Raw genomic sequence first — 17,021 nt, 5'->3', positions numbered from 1 at the left:
GTGTTCTATGAGGTGATGGGGGCGCTGATGAAGGCCGCAGCCCACCCGGTGGCCACCCAGAACGCCCAAGGTGACGACGTCGACCGCTTCCACTCCCGGCGAGTGGCCCAGATGCTGGAGCGCATCGGCGGCGCCTGGCCCTACTTGTTCAATGCACTAGGCCAGGAAAACGAAATCCTGGCCGAGGCATTAGACGTCGAACCCGAAGATGGCGATCCCCTGGCCGAGAACCGCCGCCTGCTGGAGCTAACCGAACAGACCATGGCCACCACAAACGATGCCGATGCCCGCCAGCGGCTGCGGACCGCCCTGGCCGAAGCCGCCCACTTGCAGCGGGCCGCCCTGCGGGCCGGTCGCCAGGCCCGCTGACCAACACTTCCGCCTGTTTCCAATGAAATAGGCCAGGTAGCCTCTTGGCCATGACCACGCTCGATTACCGGCTGATCGACGCCGACAACCACTGCTTCGAGCCCCGGGACTCCTTCACCCGCTACATCGACCCCGCCTTCCGAGATCAGGCCGTGCATCAGCAGATCCGCGACGACGGCAAAGAGTGGATCATGATCGGCGAGCAACCGCTCACCTTCCTGCCCGGCCACGACCTTTACGACAATGTGGGCAAACCCGGCTCGCTCAAAGAGAAGCTGCGCCGCATGAAGAAGTCCGGGGAGGCCGAGGAGTTCTCCATCTTCGAGCCGGTGCGCCCCGAATACCTGGACCGCGACCTGCGCCTCGACGTCATGGACGCCCAGAACGTGGAGGCCTGCCTGATGTTTCCGTCGGTGGGGGTCACCGTTGAGCACTTCATGGCCACCCCCGAGCAGTGCTACGCCAACTTCCACGCCTTCAACCGCTGGATCCAGGACGACTGGGGCTTCGCCTACCAGAATCGCATCTTTGCCCCGCCCCTGCTGTCGCTGTGGGACCTCGAGGCCGCGGTAGCCGAGCTGGAGTGGGTGCTGAACGAGGGGGCCAAGGTCATCGCCCTGCGCCCAGGTCCCCAGTACGGGCGCTCACCGTCCGACCCTTATTTCGACCCGTTCTGGGCCCGGCTCAACGAGGCCGGCGGCTCAGTGGCCTTCCACCTAACCGAGTCGGGCTACAACGAGATGGCCGCCCCCTACTGGGGCTATGAACCCAACCCGTCGAACTTCACCATGTCCGCCTGGCAGTGGACCAACTGCTACGGCGACCGCCCCATCATGGAGACGCTGTCGGCTCTGGTGTTCGAGAACTTCTTCGGCCGGTTCCCCAACATCACCGCCGTTTCGGTGGAGAACGGCGCCGAGTGGGTGCCCTACTTGGTGCGGCTTATGAACAAGATGCGGGGCATGGGCCGCAACGGCCCGTGGATCGGCGGCCGGCTCCCGGCCCGGCCTCCCGAGATCTTCGCCCAGCACGTGCTAGTCACCCCCTATCCCGAAGACGACGTGGCCGCCATCGTGCGAGACATGGGCGCCGAATCCATCGTGCTGGGATCCGACTGGCCCCACGCCGAAGGCCTCCCCCACCCCGCCGATTTCATCGACCAACTAGAGACCCTCCCGCCCGAAGACCAGCGCAAGATCATGCGCGACAACGGCCTCCGCCTGGTGAGCTGACGCCCAAATATCGGCGAGGCCCCCCACCGGCCTCAACCTCAGGAGGTCTTGGGGGAAGGGGTGTAGTTCTCTAGTTCGGGGATGATCTCTTTGCCCAGGAGCTCGATGGTGCGCATGATCGACTCGTGGGAGTGGTAGCCGAACTGCACGTAGCAGATGAGCTGGTCGACGCCGAGGTCGGCGTAGTGCTTCATCTTCTCGTAGCAGGTGTCCACGTCGCCCACCACGATCATGTCGGCCTCGTCGAAGTGGTGGATGAGATCGTCGATCCCCTCCTCCATCAACGGCTTGAGCAGCGGGAAGGTGGCGTCGCGCTCCTCTTGTGACAGCTCGGGCAGTTCCCAGTCCAAGGTGAACTGGGCCAGGTTGGTGTACCACCACTCCACCGACTTCCACACCTCGTTGTCCAGCACCTGCTGGGGGGAGTCGGCGCAGTGCACCAGGGTGTAGGCCGCGGTGGCGTTGGTGGTCACGTCGGTGATGGGCTCGGGGTTCTCGGCCGCCGCCCGGTAGTTGCGGATGTGGCGGCCCATGGCCTCCAGCGGCTGCATGATAGAGAACGACAGCATCCCCATGCCCGCCTTGCCGGCCACCGCCGCGGAGTTCTCCGAGGCACACGCCATCCACGCCGGCGGATGGGGGTACTGCATCGGCTTGGGGGTGACCATCCGCTTGGGGAACTTGAACCGGGGTGAGTCGTACTCGAAGTACTCCTCCCGCCACATGCCGCACACGATCTCGATGGCCTCTTTCCAGTCGTCGCGGGACTTCTCCCGGTCGACGCCGAAGGCGATCTGCTCCATGGGGGTGGACCGACCGGTGCCCCACACCGCCCGGCCGTTGGACAAGATGTCGACGGTGGCCACCTTCTCGGCGATCCGCTGCGGCGGGATGAACCCGAACGGGGTCAAAGTCACGCCGAAGCCCATCTTGATGTTCTCGGTCACCATTGACAGAGCGCCGAGCAGCACCTCGGAAGCAGGGCAGTGCGAGCGCCCCTCACGGAAGTGGTGCTCCACTGCCCAGATGGTGTTGAACCCAAACGTGTCGGCCAGCTTGATCTGCTCGACGGCGTCCTTGTAAGCCTTCTGCTCCCGCTCCCTTTGACCCCAGGGATGGGGCTTTCCCCATGGCTTGGGCGCATCTACCTCGTACAGCAAGTCCAACTTCATGGCGCCGACGTTACCGACCAGCCTCCGATCAGCGCATCTTGGAGCCGACACTGGGGCCGACCTCAGCCCCGGCGTCGGCGGCGAGGCGGAACCCCATGTGCCCGGTGGTGGAATCGGGGCCGTTGGCGTGGCGGGCAGCCACCCGATACCGGTTGCAGTAGGAGTCGTGGCACAGGTACGACCCGCCCCGGATGGCCCTGACCCGGCCCTGGGGAGGTCCCATCGGATCGACCAGCGGCCTCTCAGGCGGGAACCGGTTTTCGAACCAGTCAGCGCACCACTCCCACACGTTGCCCGAGCAGTTGTAGAGGCCGAATCCATTGGGCTCGTACTCGTGTACCGGGGCGGTGCCCACGTAGCCGTCCTCGGCGGTGTTGTGGCTGGGGAACTCGCCCTCCCAGATGTTCAGCCGAGGCACCCCGTTGGGACACAGCTCGTCGCCCCAAGGCAACAGGGACTGCTCCAGCCCGCCCCGAGCGGCGTGCTCCCATTCGGCCTCGGTGGGCAGCCGGGCCCGGTACCAGGCGGCGCACGCCGCCGCGTCAAACCACGACACATGGACCACCGGGTGGTCGCCCCGATCCTCCACCGACGACTGTGGCCCTTCGGGCCGGGACCAACAGGCCCCTTCCACCTGCCGCCACCACTCAGCGCCCACTACCCCCCGGGTGGGCTGAAAGTCGTCGGGCAGCAACCCGCCGAACACGAACGACCACCCCTCCCGCTCAGCGATGGTCACGTGCCCGGTTGCCTCCACGAAAGCGGCGAACTCGGCGTTGGTCGCCGCGGTAGCCGCGATCTGATACGGCCTCAGCACCACCTCACGCACCGGCCCCTCACCGTCGCCCTCGAACCACACCTCGTCGGTGCCCATCAGAAACGACCCGCCGGCCAGCGCTACAAACTCCACCAACACGTCCTAGCAGACTGCGCCACCCAGTAGGCCATAACGAGGATCGATACCACCGGGTCGGTCCCAGGGTCATACCATGAATCCATGAAGACAACCGGAATCATCTTCGCCGGCCTCGACTGCGATGCCGACGCTATCGAGGACTGGAACCGCTGGTACGACCTCGAGCATCTGCCTCCCAACATCGCCCTCCCCGATGTCATGCACGGTCGCCGCTATGTGGCCCCGCCCAGCCACCAGGCGCTGCGCCCCGATGGCTGCGACGAGGCCTTCTCGGAGGGCCGCAGCGCGTTCCTAACCGTCTACTGGCTGTGCGGCGACGTCGACGGGGTGATGGCCACCATGACCGAGTACCGAGAAGTGCTGGTGGAAGCCGACCGGATGTTCCCCGACGAGAAGAAGGCGGTGCGCCTCGGCGACGCCCTGGCCCTCGACTGGGCGGTGGCCGATCCGGCCCTGAAGGCCGACCCCGGCGACATCCCCCACATGTCCCACACCGACCTCCACGTAGTGTTGCGCCGAGGCTTGGGCGATCAGAATTGGCACCGCGATGTCTATGCCCCTGCTGCGGTGGCCGTCGATGGCGTACACGCGGTGGTGTCGTTCACCTCCCGGTTCGCCCCCGACACCGCAATCGACCTGCACATGATCGAGGGCGATCCCAACGAGGTGGTCCCCGCGCTGCGGGCCGCCACCCCTTCCCGGGCCGCCACCACCGATGTCGGCATGGACGGGCCGTTCCAACTCATCGAGCCGCTGCGCTACCCGTGGGCTGAGCAGATCCGCGGGTCATGGATGCCCCAAACGGTCGCCTGAGCGACTCGGCCTCCGTCAAGGGAGACGAGCGGCGGGCCACCGGAGACCCGGCCTCGCTTCGGCGGGCCAAGCGGCGGGCCACCGGCCTGCTGCTAGCGGCCGCCGCCCTATTCGTGTTAATTCGCCTGCTCACCGACGGCGATGGCTGGGGCGGCTACGTGGAAGCTGCCGCCGAGGCGGCCATGATCGGCGGGCTGGCCGACTGGTTTGCGGTGACCGCCCTGTTCAAACACCCGCTGGGGATCCCCATCCCCCACACCGCCATCATCCCCCGCCGCAAAGACGCCATCGGCGCCAGCCTGGGCGAGTTCGTGCAAGACAATTTCTTCGACCCCGACGACCTGGCACGCTGGGTAGCCGATCGGGCCCCCGCCGAGGCCCTCGGTCGATGGCTGGCCGCCGAGGGAGATACCGGGCTGGTATCGGCCCCCGCCCTGGGTCGGCTGCTGGAGTCGCTAGTCGACGGCGGGCACCACCGCTCGATGGTGGATGCCGCCGTCGAGCGGGCCAACCGCTTTCTACTGGACAACCACGACGTGCTACGGGACCGCATCGTCGAAGAGGCCCCCATCTACACCCCCAAGGTGCTCGACCACCACATCTTCAACCGGCTCCACCGAGGCGTGCGGGGAGTGCTGGCCGACATGTCCGACGACCCTCAACACGAGCTGCGCCTGCGCATCGACGCCGGCCTGAGAAGCTACGCCCAGCGCCTCCAAACCAACGCCGCGCTAGGCACTCGGGTGGAGGCCGCCCTGGTCCGAGTCGGACAGTCGCTGCAATCCGAATCCAGCCTTCAGAACCGGGTCGACCGGTGGCTCGTCTCCGCCATGAGCTTGCTGGCCCGCCACGGCCATGCCGAGGTGGCCAACGTGATCGGAACCACCGTGGCCCGCTGGGACGCCGACGACACCAGCACCCGCATCGAGCGCCGAGTAGGCCGCGACCTCCAGTTCATCCGCATAAACGGCACCCTCATCGGCGCCCTAGCCGGCCTAGCCATCCACGCGATAGGGCAGTTGCTTTAGTCGCTGAACTGAGCCCGGAGCTCGTGCTTCAGCACCTTCCCCGTAGCATTGCGGGGCAGCGAGTCCACGATCTCCAACTGCTCGGGGATCTTCTGGGGCATGATGCCCGACGCCCGGAAGTAGTCCCCCACTTCGGCCAATGCAATCCCATCGGCCCCAGATGCCAGCTCCACCACCGCGCACACCCGCTCGCCCCGCTCGTCGTCGGGCAGCCCGATCACGCCAGCGTCCAACACCTTGGGATGGGCGAACAGCAGGTCCTCGATCTCGGTGGCCGAGATGTTCTCCCCCTTGCGAATGATGATGTCCTTCACCCGCCCGGTGAGCGTCACGTAACCGTCGGTGTCCAGAAAGCCCACGTCGCCGGTGTGGAACCAGTCTCCGTCGAAGGCAGACGCGGTCAACGCCTCGTCCATGTAGCCCCGGCACACCATTGGACCCCGAATCCACAGCTCGCCCTCCACCCCGACATCGGCCGGCTCGCCATCGAAGCCCACCACCTTGATCTCCGCCCCAGCCAGCGGGCGGCCCTCGGTCTCAGCCAGCTTCTCATCGGAGTCGTCAGGAGTGTTCTGGGCGATGATCGGCGCCTCGGTCATCCCCCATGCGTGGCCACACCCCCGCCCACCCATCTCGGCCATCACCTCGTAATGCTGAGACCCAGGCATAGGGGCTCCTCCCCCTGAGCAGAGCCGAAGCTTGGACAGAATCGGCTCGCCGGGCTGTTTGCGCTGCTCGGCCAGGAACGCCATGAAGAAGGCCGGGCCCCCGCCCACCAGGGTGACACCGTGGCGGGCGAACAAGGCGGTGGTATCCGCCGGGTCGAACGTCTCGGCGATCACCAAGGTGCATCCAGAGCTCAGCGACACCGACAGATTGGACACTCCGCCGATGTGGGCAAACGGAAAGGCCAGCCCGAACTTGTCGTCGGCCGTGACGTGCTGGCGCTCCACCATTGCAATCCCCGACGCCATCACCGAGGTGTCGCAATGACGAGCCCCCTTGGGGTTCGACGTTGTGCCCGACGTGTAATACACCCACCGGATTTCCTCGGCGTCCTGCGGGGCAGGAATGCCGTCCAGCACCGATACATCGCCGGTGGGCAGTTCTCCATCGCACACAACAACGTCCAACCCATCAACCTCCGCAGCAATCCCTTCCGCCATGGCCTGGTAGTCGAACCCCCGCCACACCGACGGCACCAAGAACAACTGCGCCCCCGTCTGCCGCACACAAAACTCAACCTCCCGCTCCCGGTAGACCGGAATAATCGGATTCTGCACCGCCCCCAACCGGGCCAACGCCGCCTGCAACACCAGCGTGGAAGTCCAAGTAGGCAACTGCCAAGAAACCGAGACCCCTTGCCCCACCCCCAGATCAACCAACCCCGCCGCCGCCCGCAACGCCGCATCCCGATACGCCGCAAACGTCAACGCGCTATCCCGATCATCCACAATCATCGGAGCATCAGGCGAAAGCTCCGCCCGCCTCTCCACCAACGACCAAAACGTCCCGCCCGTGAGCATTCGATCAGAATAAGGGCATGGCCACGCTGTCAGTAACCCTTCCCTCATTCGGCCCCATCTTTCGAGACAACAACTTCCACCAGATCGCCGACCTCGCCAAGATGGCCGAGCAGGCCGGAGTCGACCGCATCATGCTCACCGACCACGTCGTCATGGGCGAACACACCGACAAGTACCCCTACGGCCCCTTCCCATTTCCTCCAGAGACTGCTTGGCTCGAACCCCTGGCCTCCCTAGCCCACATGGCCGCCGTCACCTCACGGATTCGGTTCAGCACCAAAATCCTCATCGCTCCTCTGCGCCCCGCCGCGGTGCTGGCCAAGACCCTGGCCACCATGGACGTGCTGTCGCAGGGCCGCCTCGAAGTAGGCGTGGGCACCGGCTGGCAACGGGAGGAATACGAAGCCGCAGGCGTACCCTGGAACCAGCGGGGCCAACGCCTCACCGACACCATCGCCGCCTGTCAGGAACTATGGCGAGACTCCCCCGCTTCGTTCCACTCTCCCACCGTCAACTTCGACAACATCTGGTGCGAACCCAAACCAGCCCAGCCCGATGGCATCCCCATCTGGGTGGCCGGGGCCCTACACCCCAACAACCTGGGCCGCCTCGTCGAACGCGCCAGCGGCTGGATCCCGCCCCCCTATGCCGACCTCCACGAGCTGGCCGACGGAGTACACACACTCCAAGACGCCCTAGCCGCCGCCGGCCGCAACCTCGACGGATTCGGCATCCAGGGCGACATCGACGCAGTGACCGACGAAAACGGCCGCCCGTCAATCCGACCCAGCATGGACGCCGCCCCCCGATGGGCTGCTGCCGGCGCCACCACCATCAACGTGGTGATGTCCCTGTTCTGCTGGCGCATGGAACGAGCCCAAGGTTGGTTCGACGATCTCGCCCAGAGTTGGGAATACCTCGCACTCCGCTGACCTCGAAGGCATTGTCCGTTCCCGCCTTTATGCTCCGAGCTGGTAAGCCGACCGGGCAACCCTCAGTCGTAGCGATGCTGGCCCTTATGTCCGTAGGGCCTGGTGCACTGCCTATCGGTTCGCCGCCCCCAGTGAGCGCATTGCCAAGCGGAGGACCGCGTGCTCGCACGGCCCTCCCGTATGCCCCTGGCTCTTATGCTGGCCGCACCGTCGGCGAGGCCCGGTAAGGCCACATAGTCCTCTGTTCTGGTAACCACCCCACCGGAAGCGGCCTCGCTCAATCCGAGCACCTTCTCTGCCAAGCTGACGATTTCCGCGGCCCTGTAGATCTGGGTCTTCCCCGACCTGCCGACCTCTTGGACTATCCCCGCCTGCCGCAGGCGGGCAATCCCTCTTCTAATCGCCGATATCGACGCTTCGCTGCCGAGCTCCGATTCAATGGACTCGACAGTGAAGACTGGATGAAAGGCCATTTCGGAGGCGATCTTCCAAACGGCGGAATCTGGCCGAATGCCTCCTAGACGGTTTCGCCAGTCCCGCATCAGGTCGTCTGTCAGGCTGGCGGCCATCCGCACCTGTTCGGTCGCCCGCTGGGCGCTGTCGGCGAACGTCTCAACCCAGGGCTCGAGGCTCACTGACCGGGCAGGATCGCCGGGTGACCCCTCATACCGCTGGAAGCTGTAGAGGGAGTCGTAGTAGGCACTGCGACTCGCCAGCAGTGCCCTGCTTATCGGAAGATGCAGGGCATCCCCGCTTCCTCCTCTGTATAGAGCGATTGGGATAAGTGCTCTGCCTGTCCTTCCGTTACCGTCGGGGAACGGGTGGATTGACTCGAATTGGGCATGGGCTACGGCAGCCCGAAGGACTGGCTCGTGGTCGCTGTAGTTGATGTAGTCGACCAGGTCGTCGAGCAGTTGCCGAACCTCTCCTGCCGGCGGGGGGATAAACCGCGCCCCTATTGGCCCCATCCCGGCGGCGACTGGCGCCCCGACCCAAACAGGCCCCAGTCTGAGTTTCCCTGCAAGGTGGGGGGTGTCCGATCTAGCCATCAGCGTCGAGTGAAGATCGAGGATGTCGTCCACCGCGATGGGGCCGCCGTGCTCGGCGATGGACATGGCCTGCTCTGCCATCTCCCAGTTGCCTAGGGCGGCCCTGTTTGCCGCGTCGGCTCCATCGGTTCCCAAAGACATTCCCTCCAGGCTGGCGTAGATTCCCTCGATGGCGCTGGAGCTAAGGCTCTCCCCCTGGGCCATGATGCTGTCCGCCGCCCACCGATAAGAGATGCTTCGGGCGCTTGTGCTGAGCGTGTGTGAGATATCGGCGCCGGCCGCGGCAATCCTGTCCGACACACGTCTGCCGAACTTTGGATTCCACCCCCCCAAAGGGTGCGGGATGTACGCCCCGTACTCATGCCCCTCGGTTCCCGGTGGCCAAACCTGAGTCACATACCTGCCCATCCATCTCCCCCATTCACGCTCACTTGTACCGCCAAATCCGCATTATACAACCATTTATAGCTATTTCAGGTCGATTCTAAGCGATAATCATGCAGTGAATAGTCGTAAGCGGGTGTCGCCCTCCCGTCCGCGCCGGTCCAGGTCCCGGGCCGCCGCTCCCCAGTGGGTGGCTGCCGGCGCCACCACCATCAACGTGGTCATGTCCCTTTTCTGCTGGCGCATGGACCGAGCCCAAGGTTGGTTCGACGACCTCGCCCAGAGCTGGGAATACCTCGCACTCCGCTGACCTCGAAGGCATTGTTCGTTCCCACCCTTATGCTCCGATCATGAAGTTCCTCAACGCCCGGGAGCTTGATCAGATCCACTTCGAAGCCGCCCTACAACTTCAGCATCGGCTGGACATCGCCCGCGACCCGGGGATCCCCTCAACTCCAGCCGGCGAGTTGCGGGCGACTTTTGACGACAACGCCAGCGAGAACGCCCACCACGAGCGGATTGTGGCGTTCGACGACTCGGAAGCCGTGGCCATAGGCCATTTGGAACTTACCTGCGATCCCGCCAACACGACATTGGCCATCGTGGAAATAGCACCAGTCCACAGCGAAGCGTCAATGTCGGTGTTGAGCGAACTGCTGAAAATGGCACGAGCCGATGGCCGAACCTCGGTCATCGCCTGGGGCGACTGCACACCCGAAGCCGATGCATTCTGGACCGGGCTGGGAGCCGAGTTGCGCTCCACCGAGCAGGAGTCCGATCTGGATTTGGCCTCAGTGGACGCCGACCTGATGAGCCGGTGGATCGACGCCGCGCCGGACGACATCGAATTGGTGCATTGGAAAAGATGCTGTCCCGACGAGCACATCGACGCGCTCGTTGCCACCGCCAACGCTATGAATGAAGCCCCCACCGACGACCTCGAGATCGCAGACACCGTCTACGACACGGCCATTCTGCGAGATGACTTCGACGCCCGCGACGCCTTGGGCATCGACTATCTGGGCATATTGGCCGTCTGCGCTGATGGGTCGGCCGCGGGCGCCACTGAAGTATTCGTCAACCGCTTCCGACCTGCCATCGCATGGCAGTGGAACACGGTCGTGCTGCCCCCCTACCGGGGCCGGAGAATCGGACGCTGGATGAAGGCAGCAATGTGGAGGCGGCTGCGTGCCGACGCCCCCGAAGTAGCTACACTGCGCACCGGCAACGCCGACAGCAACGCCGCCATGTTGGCCATCAACACTGAGATGGGCTTCCAACCATCACACCTAATGGGGTGCTGGCAAGCCGACGTTCAAATGTTGAATCAGGGGATGTCGCCGTCGGCTCGGAAGCGCTCGACAGCTTCCGCGGGCCGGCCTGCGATGACGCCGTCCACCGGCAAGTCGATGAGCTCGGCGTAGTAGTCGGGGTGCTCTTGGTAGTCCTCGTTGGGCCACACCCATACGGCCAGGCCTTCGTCGGCGGCTTTGCCTAGCAGATCGGGGGTTAGCACGTCGAGGCCGCTGAAGGAGGGGGGCACCTGCAAGATGAGGTCGTTGGGGTGCAGGAGGGCCGAGGCAAATGCCCACGCCGGCAGGGCATCCTGGCCAGGGCTGGTGACCACCTCGGGGGCCAGCTCCCTGAACCCGACCAGCGCATCGTCTCTGAACGAGACCACCACCACCGAGTCGGTGCGGCCCAACTCCTCAATGTCGGCAGCCAGCACTGCTGCCATCTCGAGTATGAAGTCGATGTCGTCTTCGCCGTCGTCACCAGCGGGGGTCTTGATCTCCACGTCCAGAACGTGCTCGGGAAACGCCTCTGCTACCGCTCGGAATGTCTCGATTCGGAAGTCGTCAGGGCTGTATCCCGCAGGAGGGTCAATGTCACCGGTGCGGATGCCCCGATAGGTGTAAGCCTCGGGGGCGAGGTCGTGGCTGGGCCACTCCTCCGACCACCAATAACCGTTGTCGAGCGCCTGAAGATCCTCGTAGGTCATGTCCCGCACTCGCCCGGTTCCCTCGGTAGTGCCGTCGACGGTGTCGTCGTGATGCACCACCAGCACTCCGTCGGCGGTCATCTGCAAGTCCATCTCCAACACGTCCACCCCTGCGTAGGCCGCCTGGTAGAAGGCATACATGGTGGAGTGGGGCCACGAGCGGTCGCCACCGGCGTGGCCGATCACCAGCGGCCGCCCCAGCGCCAACAACTCGCTAACCGTACTGGCCGCCGGGGTCGGTACCGGAGGGAGCAAGGCCGTTTCCTCGCTCTCAGCCTCCTGCACGTCATCGGCAACCGGCGTCGGTTCGCTATTCGGCTGCTCAGCCGGGGTAGCGGCCACCGTGGGTTCTGGGGTCGGCTCCGATTCGGCGCGATCCCCCACCACAGCCTCAGGTGTGGCCGACATCGTCGCAGTAGGAACTACCTCTGTTGGAGAAGAAGTCGGAGCAGCGGTAACAAGCTCCGCGCTCGGGGCACTCTCTTCCCCTCCGCCGCACGCAGTCAACAACGCCCCCACCATGATCAACGCCAGCAATGCGAGAGCAGGTGGCAACGACGCCGTCGTATTCGGCAATCGATGCACGTCGAAATCCTAGGCGTTCTCCAAGAGACTCGCTGCGACTAGCGAGCCTCTAATACTGAGGGGCGACCACGATCCCGTCGCGCATGGAGCCGGTGACCTCGGTGCGGGTGGCGCAGCAGTGGGCGGTGTCGTTCATGCTCATCAGCATCCGGCGGTCGTCGTCAACCCACACTCGGCAGATGCCGGTGTAGGAAACCTGGAGATGGATCCGCTCCGACGCCATCACCAGCTCGGACACCACCCGGTTGATCACCCCGCCGTGGCAGGCCACCGCTATGTGCTGGCCGGGCCGGGCCTCGCACAGCCGCTCGAAGGCGGCCACCACCCGCTTGTGGAACTCCTCGGGCGTGTCCCAGCCGATGGCGGCATAATCCTGGGCCCGGATTGCCTCGTAGTACTCCCCGCCCTCGGTGGCCAGAAGCTCGGTGGGGAGGTACACCTTGGAGTTGCGGTCGATCTCGGTGAAGTCCTCTTCGAGCTCGATGCCCTTGCCCAATCGAGCAGCAAGGGGCTCGATGGTCTCGATGGCCCGTCGCTTGGTGCTGGAGATGATGTGGTCGAAGGGCTCGTGCTCCAGCCAATCGGCCAGCCGCTCAGCCTGCCATTTGCCCAGCTCGCTGAGCCCGGGATCGGCCACCTTGTCTGTGTTCCACTCCCGTTCGGGCTGGCCGTGGCGGATAAAGGCGATCTGCACTCCAATACCCTACGCTGCCCAGATGGACAACAAAGAAGCAGATCGTGTCGCCTGGAACAGCATCATGCTGGACGATCCCCCCGACCACGATGACCTGTATCTCCGGTTCACCAAGCGGGTGTTCTCCGACGTGTGGGCCCGTCCCCGCCTAGGACGCAGGGAGCGTCGCCTCACCACGCTGACCGCCATCGCCGCCACCGGCAACGGCGCCATCCTGCCCTTCCACATGAAGCCAGCCCTTGAAGCAGGTGACCTCACCACTGACGAGCTGGCCGAGTGGGTTGTACACCTGGCCCACTACGCCGGTTGGCCGGCCAGCGCCCAGGCCTACACCGCTCTGCGCACAGTGGCCGCCGAGCTTGGCCTGGAGTTCGAAGACGCCGATTGACGGAGTCAAGCGCCGGCTAACCCAATCAGGCTCCCTCAGCCGCTCTACTCCAATGCCACCTCGTTGCAACTGGATGGAGCCCGGGCCGGGTTGAACACCCGAGGCCGCTGGTTTGGCTCTGTGCCCGAGCGGTCGGTGTTCAGAAAAGCCTCGATGGCGTTGGCGGTGGCTTTGGCCGCTACCCGGATGTACTCGTCGGTTGCGAAGAGGGCGGCCTCGGAACGGTTCGTCAGATAGCCGTACTCGACCAAGACCGCGGGAACAGCAGGGTGGATGATCATTCCGTAGGCGTCGCGCCCTCTGGTCGAGAGAACCCGCATCACCCCCGCATTGGCCACACGGCTCCACGCCACGTTGTCGAAGCCTGAAAGCGCTTCGGTGATCTCCTGATAGAGCAGCCCGCCAAGGCGAGCGGAATCGGCGCGGGCCTGTTGGGCCGACACCGACTGCACGTACACCTCAGTGCCCGGCCGGTTGCCGATTCCGTAGGTAGGCCCGTTGTGGTGGATAGAGACCAGGGCCTCGGCCCCCAAGGCGTCGGCGAAGGCGGCCCGAACCGACAGCGGAGACCCGTAGTGGCCGCTCCGGGTTGAAGCAGCCGGAATTCCCCGGCTCGACAGCTCGTCCAAAACGGCATAGCTGAGGGTCAGGTTCAGGTCGCGCTCGGCCAAGCCGTTGGGTCCCACCGCACCTACGTCATAGGAACCCCCATGGCCTGGGTCCAACACCACTCGCACACCGGAGAGAGGCAGTCCAGCGCCGACCGTCGAAATCGAACCGCACGGCGTCATCACCACAAACTTCCCCTCGTTCACCCCCAAAACGGCAACCGACACACCGGTGGGCGTGATCAGCCCCGGCGGGGGATCGCCGTCGAAGCCCTCGGACAGCACCAGCGATTCAAAGGAGACGATCTTGGGCGACATCGACCCGGTCGAACCAGGCTGGCCGGGACAGCCCTCGGGGGTGATATGGGTGTCAATCTCGAAGTCGAACCGGCAGCGGTACGTGTTGAGCAGCGACTCCTGCACCGCGATCAGCTCGTCCCTCAGCTCGATTTCCTCCAGGGTGGGAGTGCCCCCAAACTCCCCTGGCCGGGAAAATCCCTGGTTGGGCAGACCGTCGGCACAGCCGCCGGGCACCGTCCCGATGTCGACGCCGAATCGACAGCGATAGACGTTGAGCAGCGTTTCCTGAGCGGCTATCAGGTTGTCGCGCACCTCGATGTCTTCTCGGGTGAACTCGCCGCTAGGGGCATCCTGAGCGCTCACAGCCCCCGAGCCGAGGGCCAGCACCAGCAGACTCGCAGCAGCAACCCCACAGATTCGGGATAAGACCCGGCCCGACAGCCCAGACGCAAACACCGCGAGAATGTATAGACAGGGCCTACTACCCGCTAATCCCCCTCGGAGCCGATGGCAATATCTCCGGAAGAGACGAGAGTGGCCGTTGCTGTCGCCCCTTCTGCGATGGTCCCGCTAAGGACGGCCTCGGCTAGGCGGTCAGCCAGCTCCCTTTGAATCACCCGCTTGAGCGGACGGGCGCCATAGGCCGGGTCGTAGCCGTCGGCGGCCAGCTTGGCCCGCACCTCATCGCCCACCGCCAAGTGGATACGGCGGTCCGACAGCCGCTCGGCCAAGCGGTCGATTTGCAGGTCGACAATCTGGGCCAGGTGCTCGGGCTTCAGCTCGCCGAACGTCACGATGTCGTCGATGCGGTTCACGAACTCGGGGCGGAAGTACTCCTTGGGGTCAACGGCGAGGTTGGACGTCATGATCAGCACCGCATTGGCGAAGTCCACCGTTCGACCCTGCCCGTCGGTCAGCCGTCCGTCGTCCATTAGCTGCAAGAGCACGTTGAACACTTCCGGGTGGGCTTTCTCGATCTCGTCCAATAGCACCACCGCATAGGGGCGGCGGCGCACCGCTTCGGTTAGCTGGCCGCCCTCGTCAAAGCCGACATAGCCGGGCGGCGCTCCAATCAGCCGCGACACGCTGTGGCGCTCCATGTACTCCGACATGTCGATGCGGACCATGGCCCGCTCGTCGTCGAACAAGAAGTCGGCCAGCGTGCGGGCCAGCTCGGTCTTGCCCACCCCGGTGGGGCCGATGAACAGAAAAGAACCGATGGGCCGGTTGGGATCGGACAGACCAGCACGACTGCGGCGGATGGCCGATGCCACCAGATGCACCGGCTCGGTCTGGCCGACCACCCGCTGGCCCAGCACTGATTCCAGGCGCAGCAGCTTGTCGGTCTCACCCTCCATCAGACGGGTGACCGGCACCCCAGTCCAGCGGGACACCACTGCGGCCACATCGTCGGGATCCACTTCCTCTTTGAGCATCTGCCGGTCGGCTTGAAGCTCGGCCAATCGCAGGTCGGCTTCGGTGATCTGGCGTTCCAGCTCAGGGAGCTTTCCGTAGCGGATCTCGGCGGCCCGCTCTAGGTCGTCCTCCCTTTCCAGAGCAGTGCTCAAAGCGTCGTGTTCTTCTTTCAGCGTTCGGATGATGCCGATGGCCTCCTTCTCCGACTGCCAGTGGGCCTGCATGCCGGCCAGCTCTTCTCTCAGGTTGGCGAGCTCCTCTTCGAGTGCCCTCAGCCGCTCGGCCGAGGCCGCGTCGGACTCCTTGGCCAGCGCAACCTGTTCGATCTCGAGCTGGCGGATTCGGCGGTCCACCACGTCGATCTCGGTGGGCATGGAGTCGATCTCGATGCGGAGCATGGAGGCCGCCTCGTCCACCAGGTCGATGGCCTTGTCGGGCAGGAACCGCCCGGTCACGTAGCGGTCGGAAAGCACGGCGGCCGACACCAGGGCGGCGTCTTGGATGCGCACCCCGTGGTGGACCTCGTAGCGCTCCTTCAGCCCCCGCAAGATGGCGATGGCGTCTTCTACCGACGGCTCGCCCACATAGACCTGTTGGAAGCGGCGCTCTAGGGCGGCGTCCTTTTCTATATGGGTACGGAACTCGTCCAGCGTGGTGGCACCGATCATGCGCAGCTCGCCGCGGGCCAGCATGGGCTTGATCATGTTGCCCGCGTCCATGGCTCCTTCGGCGGCGCCCGCTCCCACGATGGTGTGAAGCTCGTCCATGAACGTGATCACCTCGCCGTCGGCGTCGGTGATCTCCTTCAGCACCGCCTTGAGCCGCTCCTCGAACTCACCCCGGTACTTGGCCCCGGCCACCATGGCCGACATGTCCAGCGCCACCAGCCGCTTGTTCTTCAACCCCTCGGGCACATCGCCGTCGGCGATGCGCAGGGCCAGGCCCTCCACGATGGCGGTCTTGCCCACCCCGGGCTCGCCGATGAGCACCGGGTTGTTCTTGGTGCGGCGGCTCAGCACCTGGATGGTGCGGCGAATCTCTTCGTCCCGGCCGATCACCGGGTCGAGCTTTCCCTCCCGTGCCAAAACAGTGAGATCCCGGCCGTACTTCTCCAACGCCTGATAGGAGTCTTCCGGAGTGGTCGAGGTAACCCGATGCGACCCCCGCACCTCTGCCAGCGCCTCCAGAAGCTTGTTGCGGCCCACCCCCACCCGGTCGGCCACGGCCAACAACATGTGCTCGGTGGACAGGTATTCGTCGCCCAACTCGGTGCGGGCCGCATCGGCGCTCTCCATGGTCTTGACCAGGTCTCGGGCGGTGCGCACCTCTGCGCCATAAGCCGACGGAAGCCGGCTGAGCGCGGCTTCTAGTTGGGTTCGCAGCTCGGGCAGCGCCACCCCTGTGCGCTGCAACACCGGCAGGACCACGCCGTCGGTCTGGCCGATCAATGTCAAAAGGAGGTGGTCTGGGGTCACCTCCGGATGGCTCTTCGACTGGGCCAATGTGGTGGCGCCGTTGAAGGCCTCCCTTGTCTTCAGCGTCCACCGGTTGGGGTCAAGCATCGACATACACCTCGTTTTCTGACAATTTCTTGTTTCTTCTATGGA

General features: G+C 65.0%; 16 protein-coding genes. 8 read left to right on the top strand and 8 right to left on the bottom strand.

Translation table 11 applies throughout. The annotated features are described in order from the left end of the window. Entirely contained in the window at positions 1-369 is a 369-nt protein-coding gene (locus ACOOGG_RS09570; RefSeq protein WP_420434622.1) for a hypothetical protein, read from the top strand. Positions 370-419: 50 nt separating this feature from the next. After that, positions 420-1,601 carry an amidohydrolase family protein gene (locus tag ACOOGG_RS09565; RefSeq protein WP_420434620.1) on the top strand — a complete coding sequence of 394 codons (1,182 nt, stop codon included), beginning with the start codon at positions 420-422 and terminating at the stop codon, positions 1,599-1,601. Between the two features lie 38 nt (positions 1,602-1,639). Here ACOOGG_RS09565 and ACOOGG_RS09560 read toward each other — a convergent pair whose 3' ends face one another. Together ACOOGG_RS09560 and ACOOGG_RS09555 are read right to left on the bottom strand one after the other, a co-directional pair. Then, on the bottom strand, positions 1,640-2,773 hold the full coding sequence (locus ACOOGG_RS09560; protein WP_420434618.1) for an LLM class flavin-dependent oxidoreductase: 1,134 nt from the start codon (positions 2,771-2,773) through the stop codon (positions 1,640-1,642). Between the two features lie 28 nt (positions 2,774-2,801). Then, positions 2,802-3,683, bottom strand: a complete 882-nt coding sequence (locus ACOOGG_RS09555) for a formylglycine-generating enzyme family protein (protein WP_420434616.1) — start codon at positions 3,681-3,683, stop codon at positions 2,802-2,804. A gap of 87 nt (positions 3,684-3,770) precedes the next feature. On the opposite strand from ACOOGG_RS09555, the gene ACOOGG_RS09550 reads away from it, so the two are divergent. Together ACOOGG_RS09550 and ACOOGG_RS09545 are read left to right on the top strand one after the other, a co-directional pair. Beyond that, a complete protein-coding gene (locus ACOOGG_RS09550; protein WP_420434614.1) occupies positions 3,771-4,502 on the top strand; it encodes a hypothetical protein in 732 nt (243 codons plus the stop codon). After that, positions 4,478-5,530 carry a DUF445 domain-containing protein gene (locus tag ACOOGG_RS09545; RefSeq protein WP_420434612.1) on the top strand — a complete coding sequence of 351 codons (1,053 nt, stop codon included), beginning with the start codon at positions 4,478-4,480 and terminating at the stop codon, positions 5,528-5,530. The genes ACOOGG_RS09550 and ACOOGG_RS09545 overlap by 25 nt, the downstream gene beginning before the upstream one ends. Here ACOOGG_RS09545 and ACOOGG_RS09540 read toward each other — a convergent pair. Further along, positions 5,527-7,056 (bottom strand): class I adenylate-forming enzyme family protein, encoded by a 1,530-nt coding sequence (locus ACOOGG_RS09540; RefSeq protein ID WP_420434610.1) that lies wholly within the window; start codon positions 7,054-7,056, stop codon positions 5,527-5,529. The two genes, ACOOGG_RS09545 and ACOOGG_RS09540, sit on opposite strands and share 4 nt — an antisense overlap. 17 nt (positions 7,057-7,073) lie before the next feature. Between ACOOGG_RS09540 and ACOOGG_RS09535 the strand changes: the two genes are divergently transcribed. Beyond that, the gene (locus tag ACOOGG_RS09535; RefSeq protein ID WP_420434608.1) at positions 7,074-7,988 is read left to right on the top strand and encodes a TIGR03619 family F420-dependent LLM class oxidoreductase; all 915 of its coding nucleotides are present in this window, start codon (positions 7,074-7,076) and stop codon (positions 7,986-7,988) included. A gap of 62 nt (positions 7,989-8,050) precedes the next feature. Here ACOOGG_RS09535 and ACOOGG_RS09530 read toward each other — a convergent pair whose 3' ends face one another. Beyond that, positions 8,051-9,337, bottom strand: coding sequence for a Fic family protein (locus tag ACOOGG_RS09530; protein ID WP_420434606.1), 1,287 nt, complete (start codon positions 9,335-9,337; stop codon positions 8,051-8,053). 202 nt (positions 9,338-9,539) lie between these two features. Between ACOOGG_RS09530 and ACOOGG_RS09525 the strand changes: the two genes are divergently transcribed. Both ACOOGG_RS09525 and ACOOGG_RS09520 read left to right on the top strand, forming a co-directional pair. Then, positions 9,540-9,731, top strand: coding sequence for a hypothetical protein (locus ACOOGG_RS09525; protein ID WP_420434604.1), 192 nt, complete (start codon positions 9,540-9,542; stop codon positions 9,729-9,731). 40 nt (positions 9,732-9,771) lie between these two features. Continuing rightward, positions 9,772-10,845, top strand: a complete 1,074-nt coding sequence (locus ACOOGG_RS09520; RefSeq protein ID WP_420434602.1) for a hypothetical protein — start codon at positions 9,772-9,774, stop codon at positions 10,843-10,845. Here ACOOGG_RS09520 and ACOOGG_RS09515 read toward each other — a convergent pair. Together ACOOGG_RS09515 and ACOOGG_RS09510 are read right to left on the bottom strand one after the other, a co-directional pair. After that, positions 10,749-11,831 carry a glycerophosphodiester phosphodiesterase family protein gene (locus ACOOGG_RS09515; RefSeq protein ID WP_420434600.1) on the bottom strand — a complete coding sequence of 361 codons (1,083 nt, stop codon included), beginning with the start codon at positions 11,829-11,831 and terminating at the stop codon, positions 10,749-10,751. The two genes, ACOOGG_RS09520 and ACOOGG_RS09515, sit on opposite strands and share 97 nt — an antisense overlap. Positions 11,832-12,057: 226 nt before the next feature. Then, a complete protein-coding gene (locus tag ACOOGG_RS09510; RefSeq protein WP_420434598.1) occupies positions 12,058-12,702 on the bottom strand; it encodes a histidine phosphatase family protein in 645 nt (214 codons plus the stop codon). 22 nt (positions 12,703-12,724) lie between these two features. Here ACOOGG_RS09510 and ACOOGG_RS09505 point away from each other — a divergent pair, with 22 nt between their 5' ends. Continuing rightward, entirely contained in the window at positions 12,725-13,090 is a 366-nt protein-coding gene (locus ACOOGG_RS09505; protein WP_420434596.1) for a carboxymuconolactone decarboxylase family protein, read from the top strand. Positions 13,091-13,134: 44 nt separating this feature from the next. On the opposite strand, the gene ACOOGG_RS09500 is transcribed toward ACOOGG_RS09505, so the two are convergent. Beyond that, positions 13,135-14,454, bottom strand: a complete 1,320-nt coding sequence (locus ACOOGG_RS09500) for an N-acetylmuramoyl-L-alanine amidase family protein (protein WP_420434594.1) — start codon at positions 14,452-14,454, stop codon at positions 13,135-13,137. Positions 14,455-14,486: 32 nt separating this feature from the next. Beyond that, positions 14,487-16,982 (bottom strand): ATP-dependent Clp protease ATP-binding subunit, encoded by a 2,496-nt coding sequence (locus ACOOGG_RS09495; protein WP_420434592.1) that lies wholly within the window; start codon positions 16,980-16,982, stop codon positions 14,487-14,489. Positions 16,983-17,021: the final 39 nt, after the last annotated feature.

Source organism: Candidatus Poriferisocius sp. (genome assembly GCF_965214065.1).
Classification (GTDB): domain Bacteria; phylum Actinomycetota; class Acidimicrobiia; order Acidimicrobiales; family Bin134; genus Poriferisocius.
Note: the sequence above shows the minus strand (reverse complement) of the source record. Positions and strands in the feature narration are given on the sequence as shown.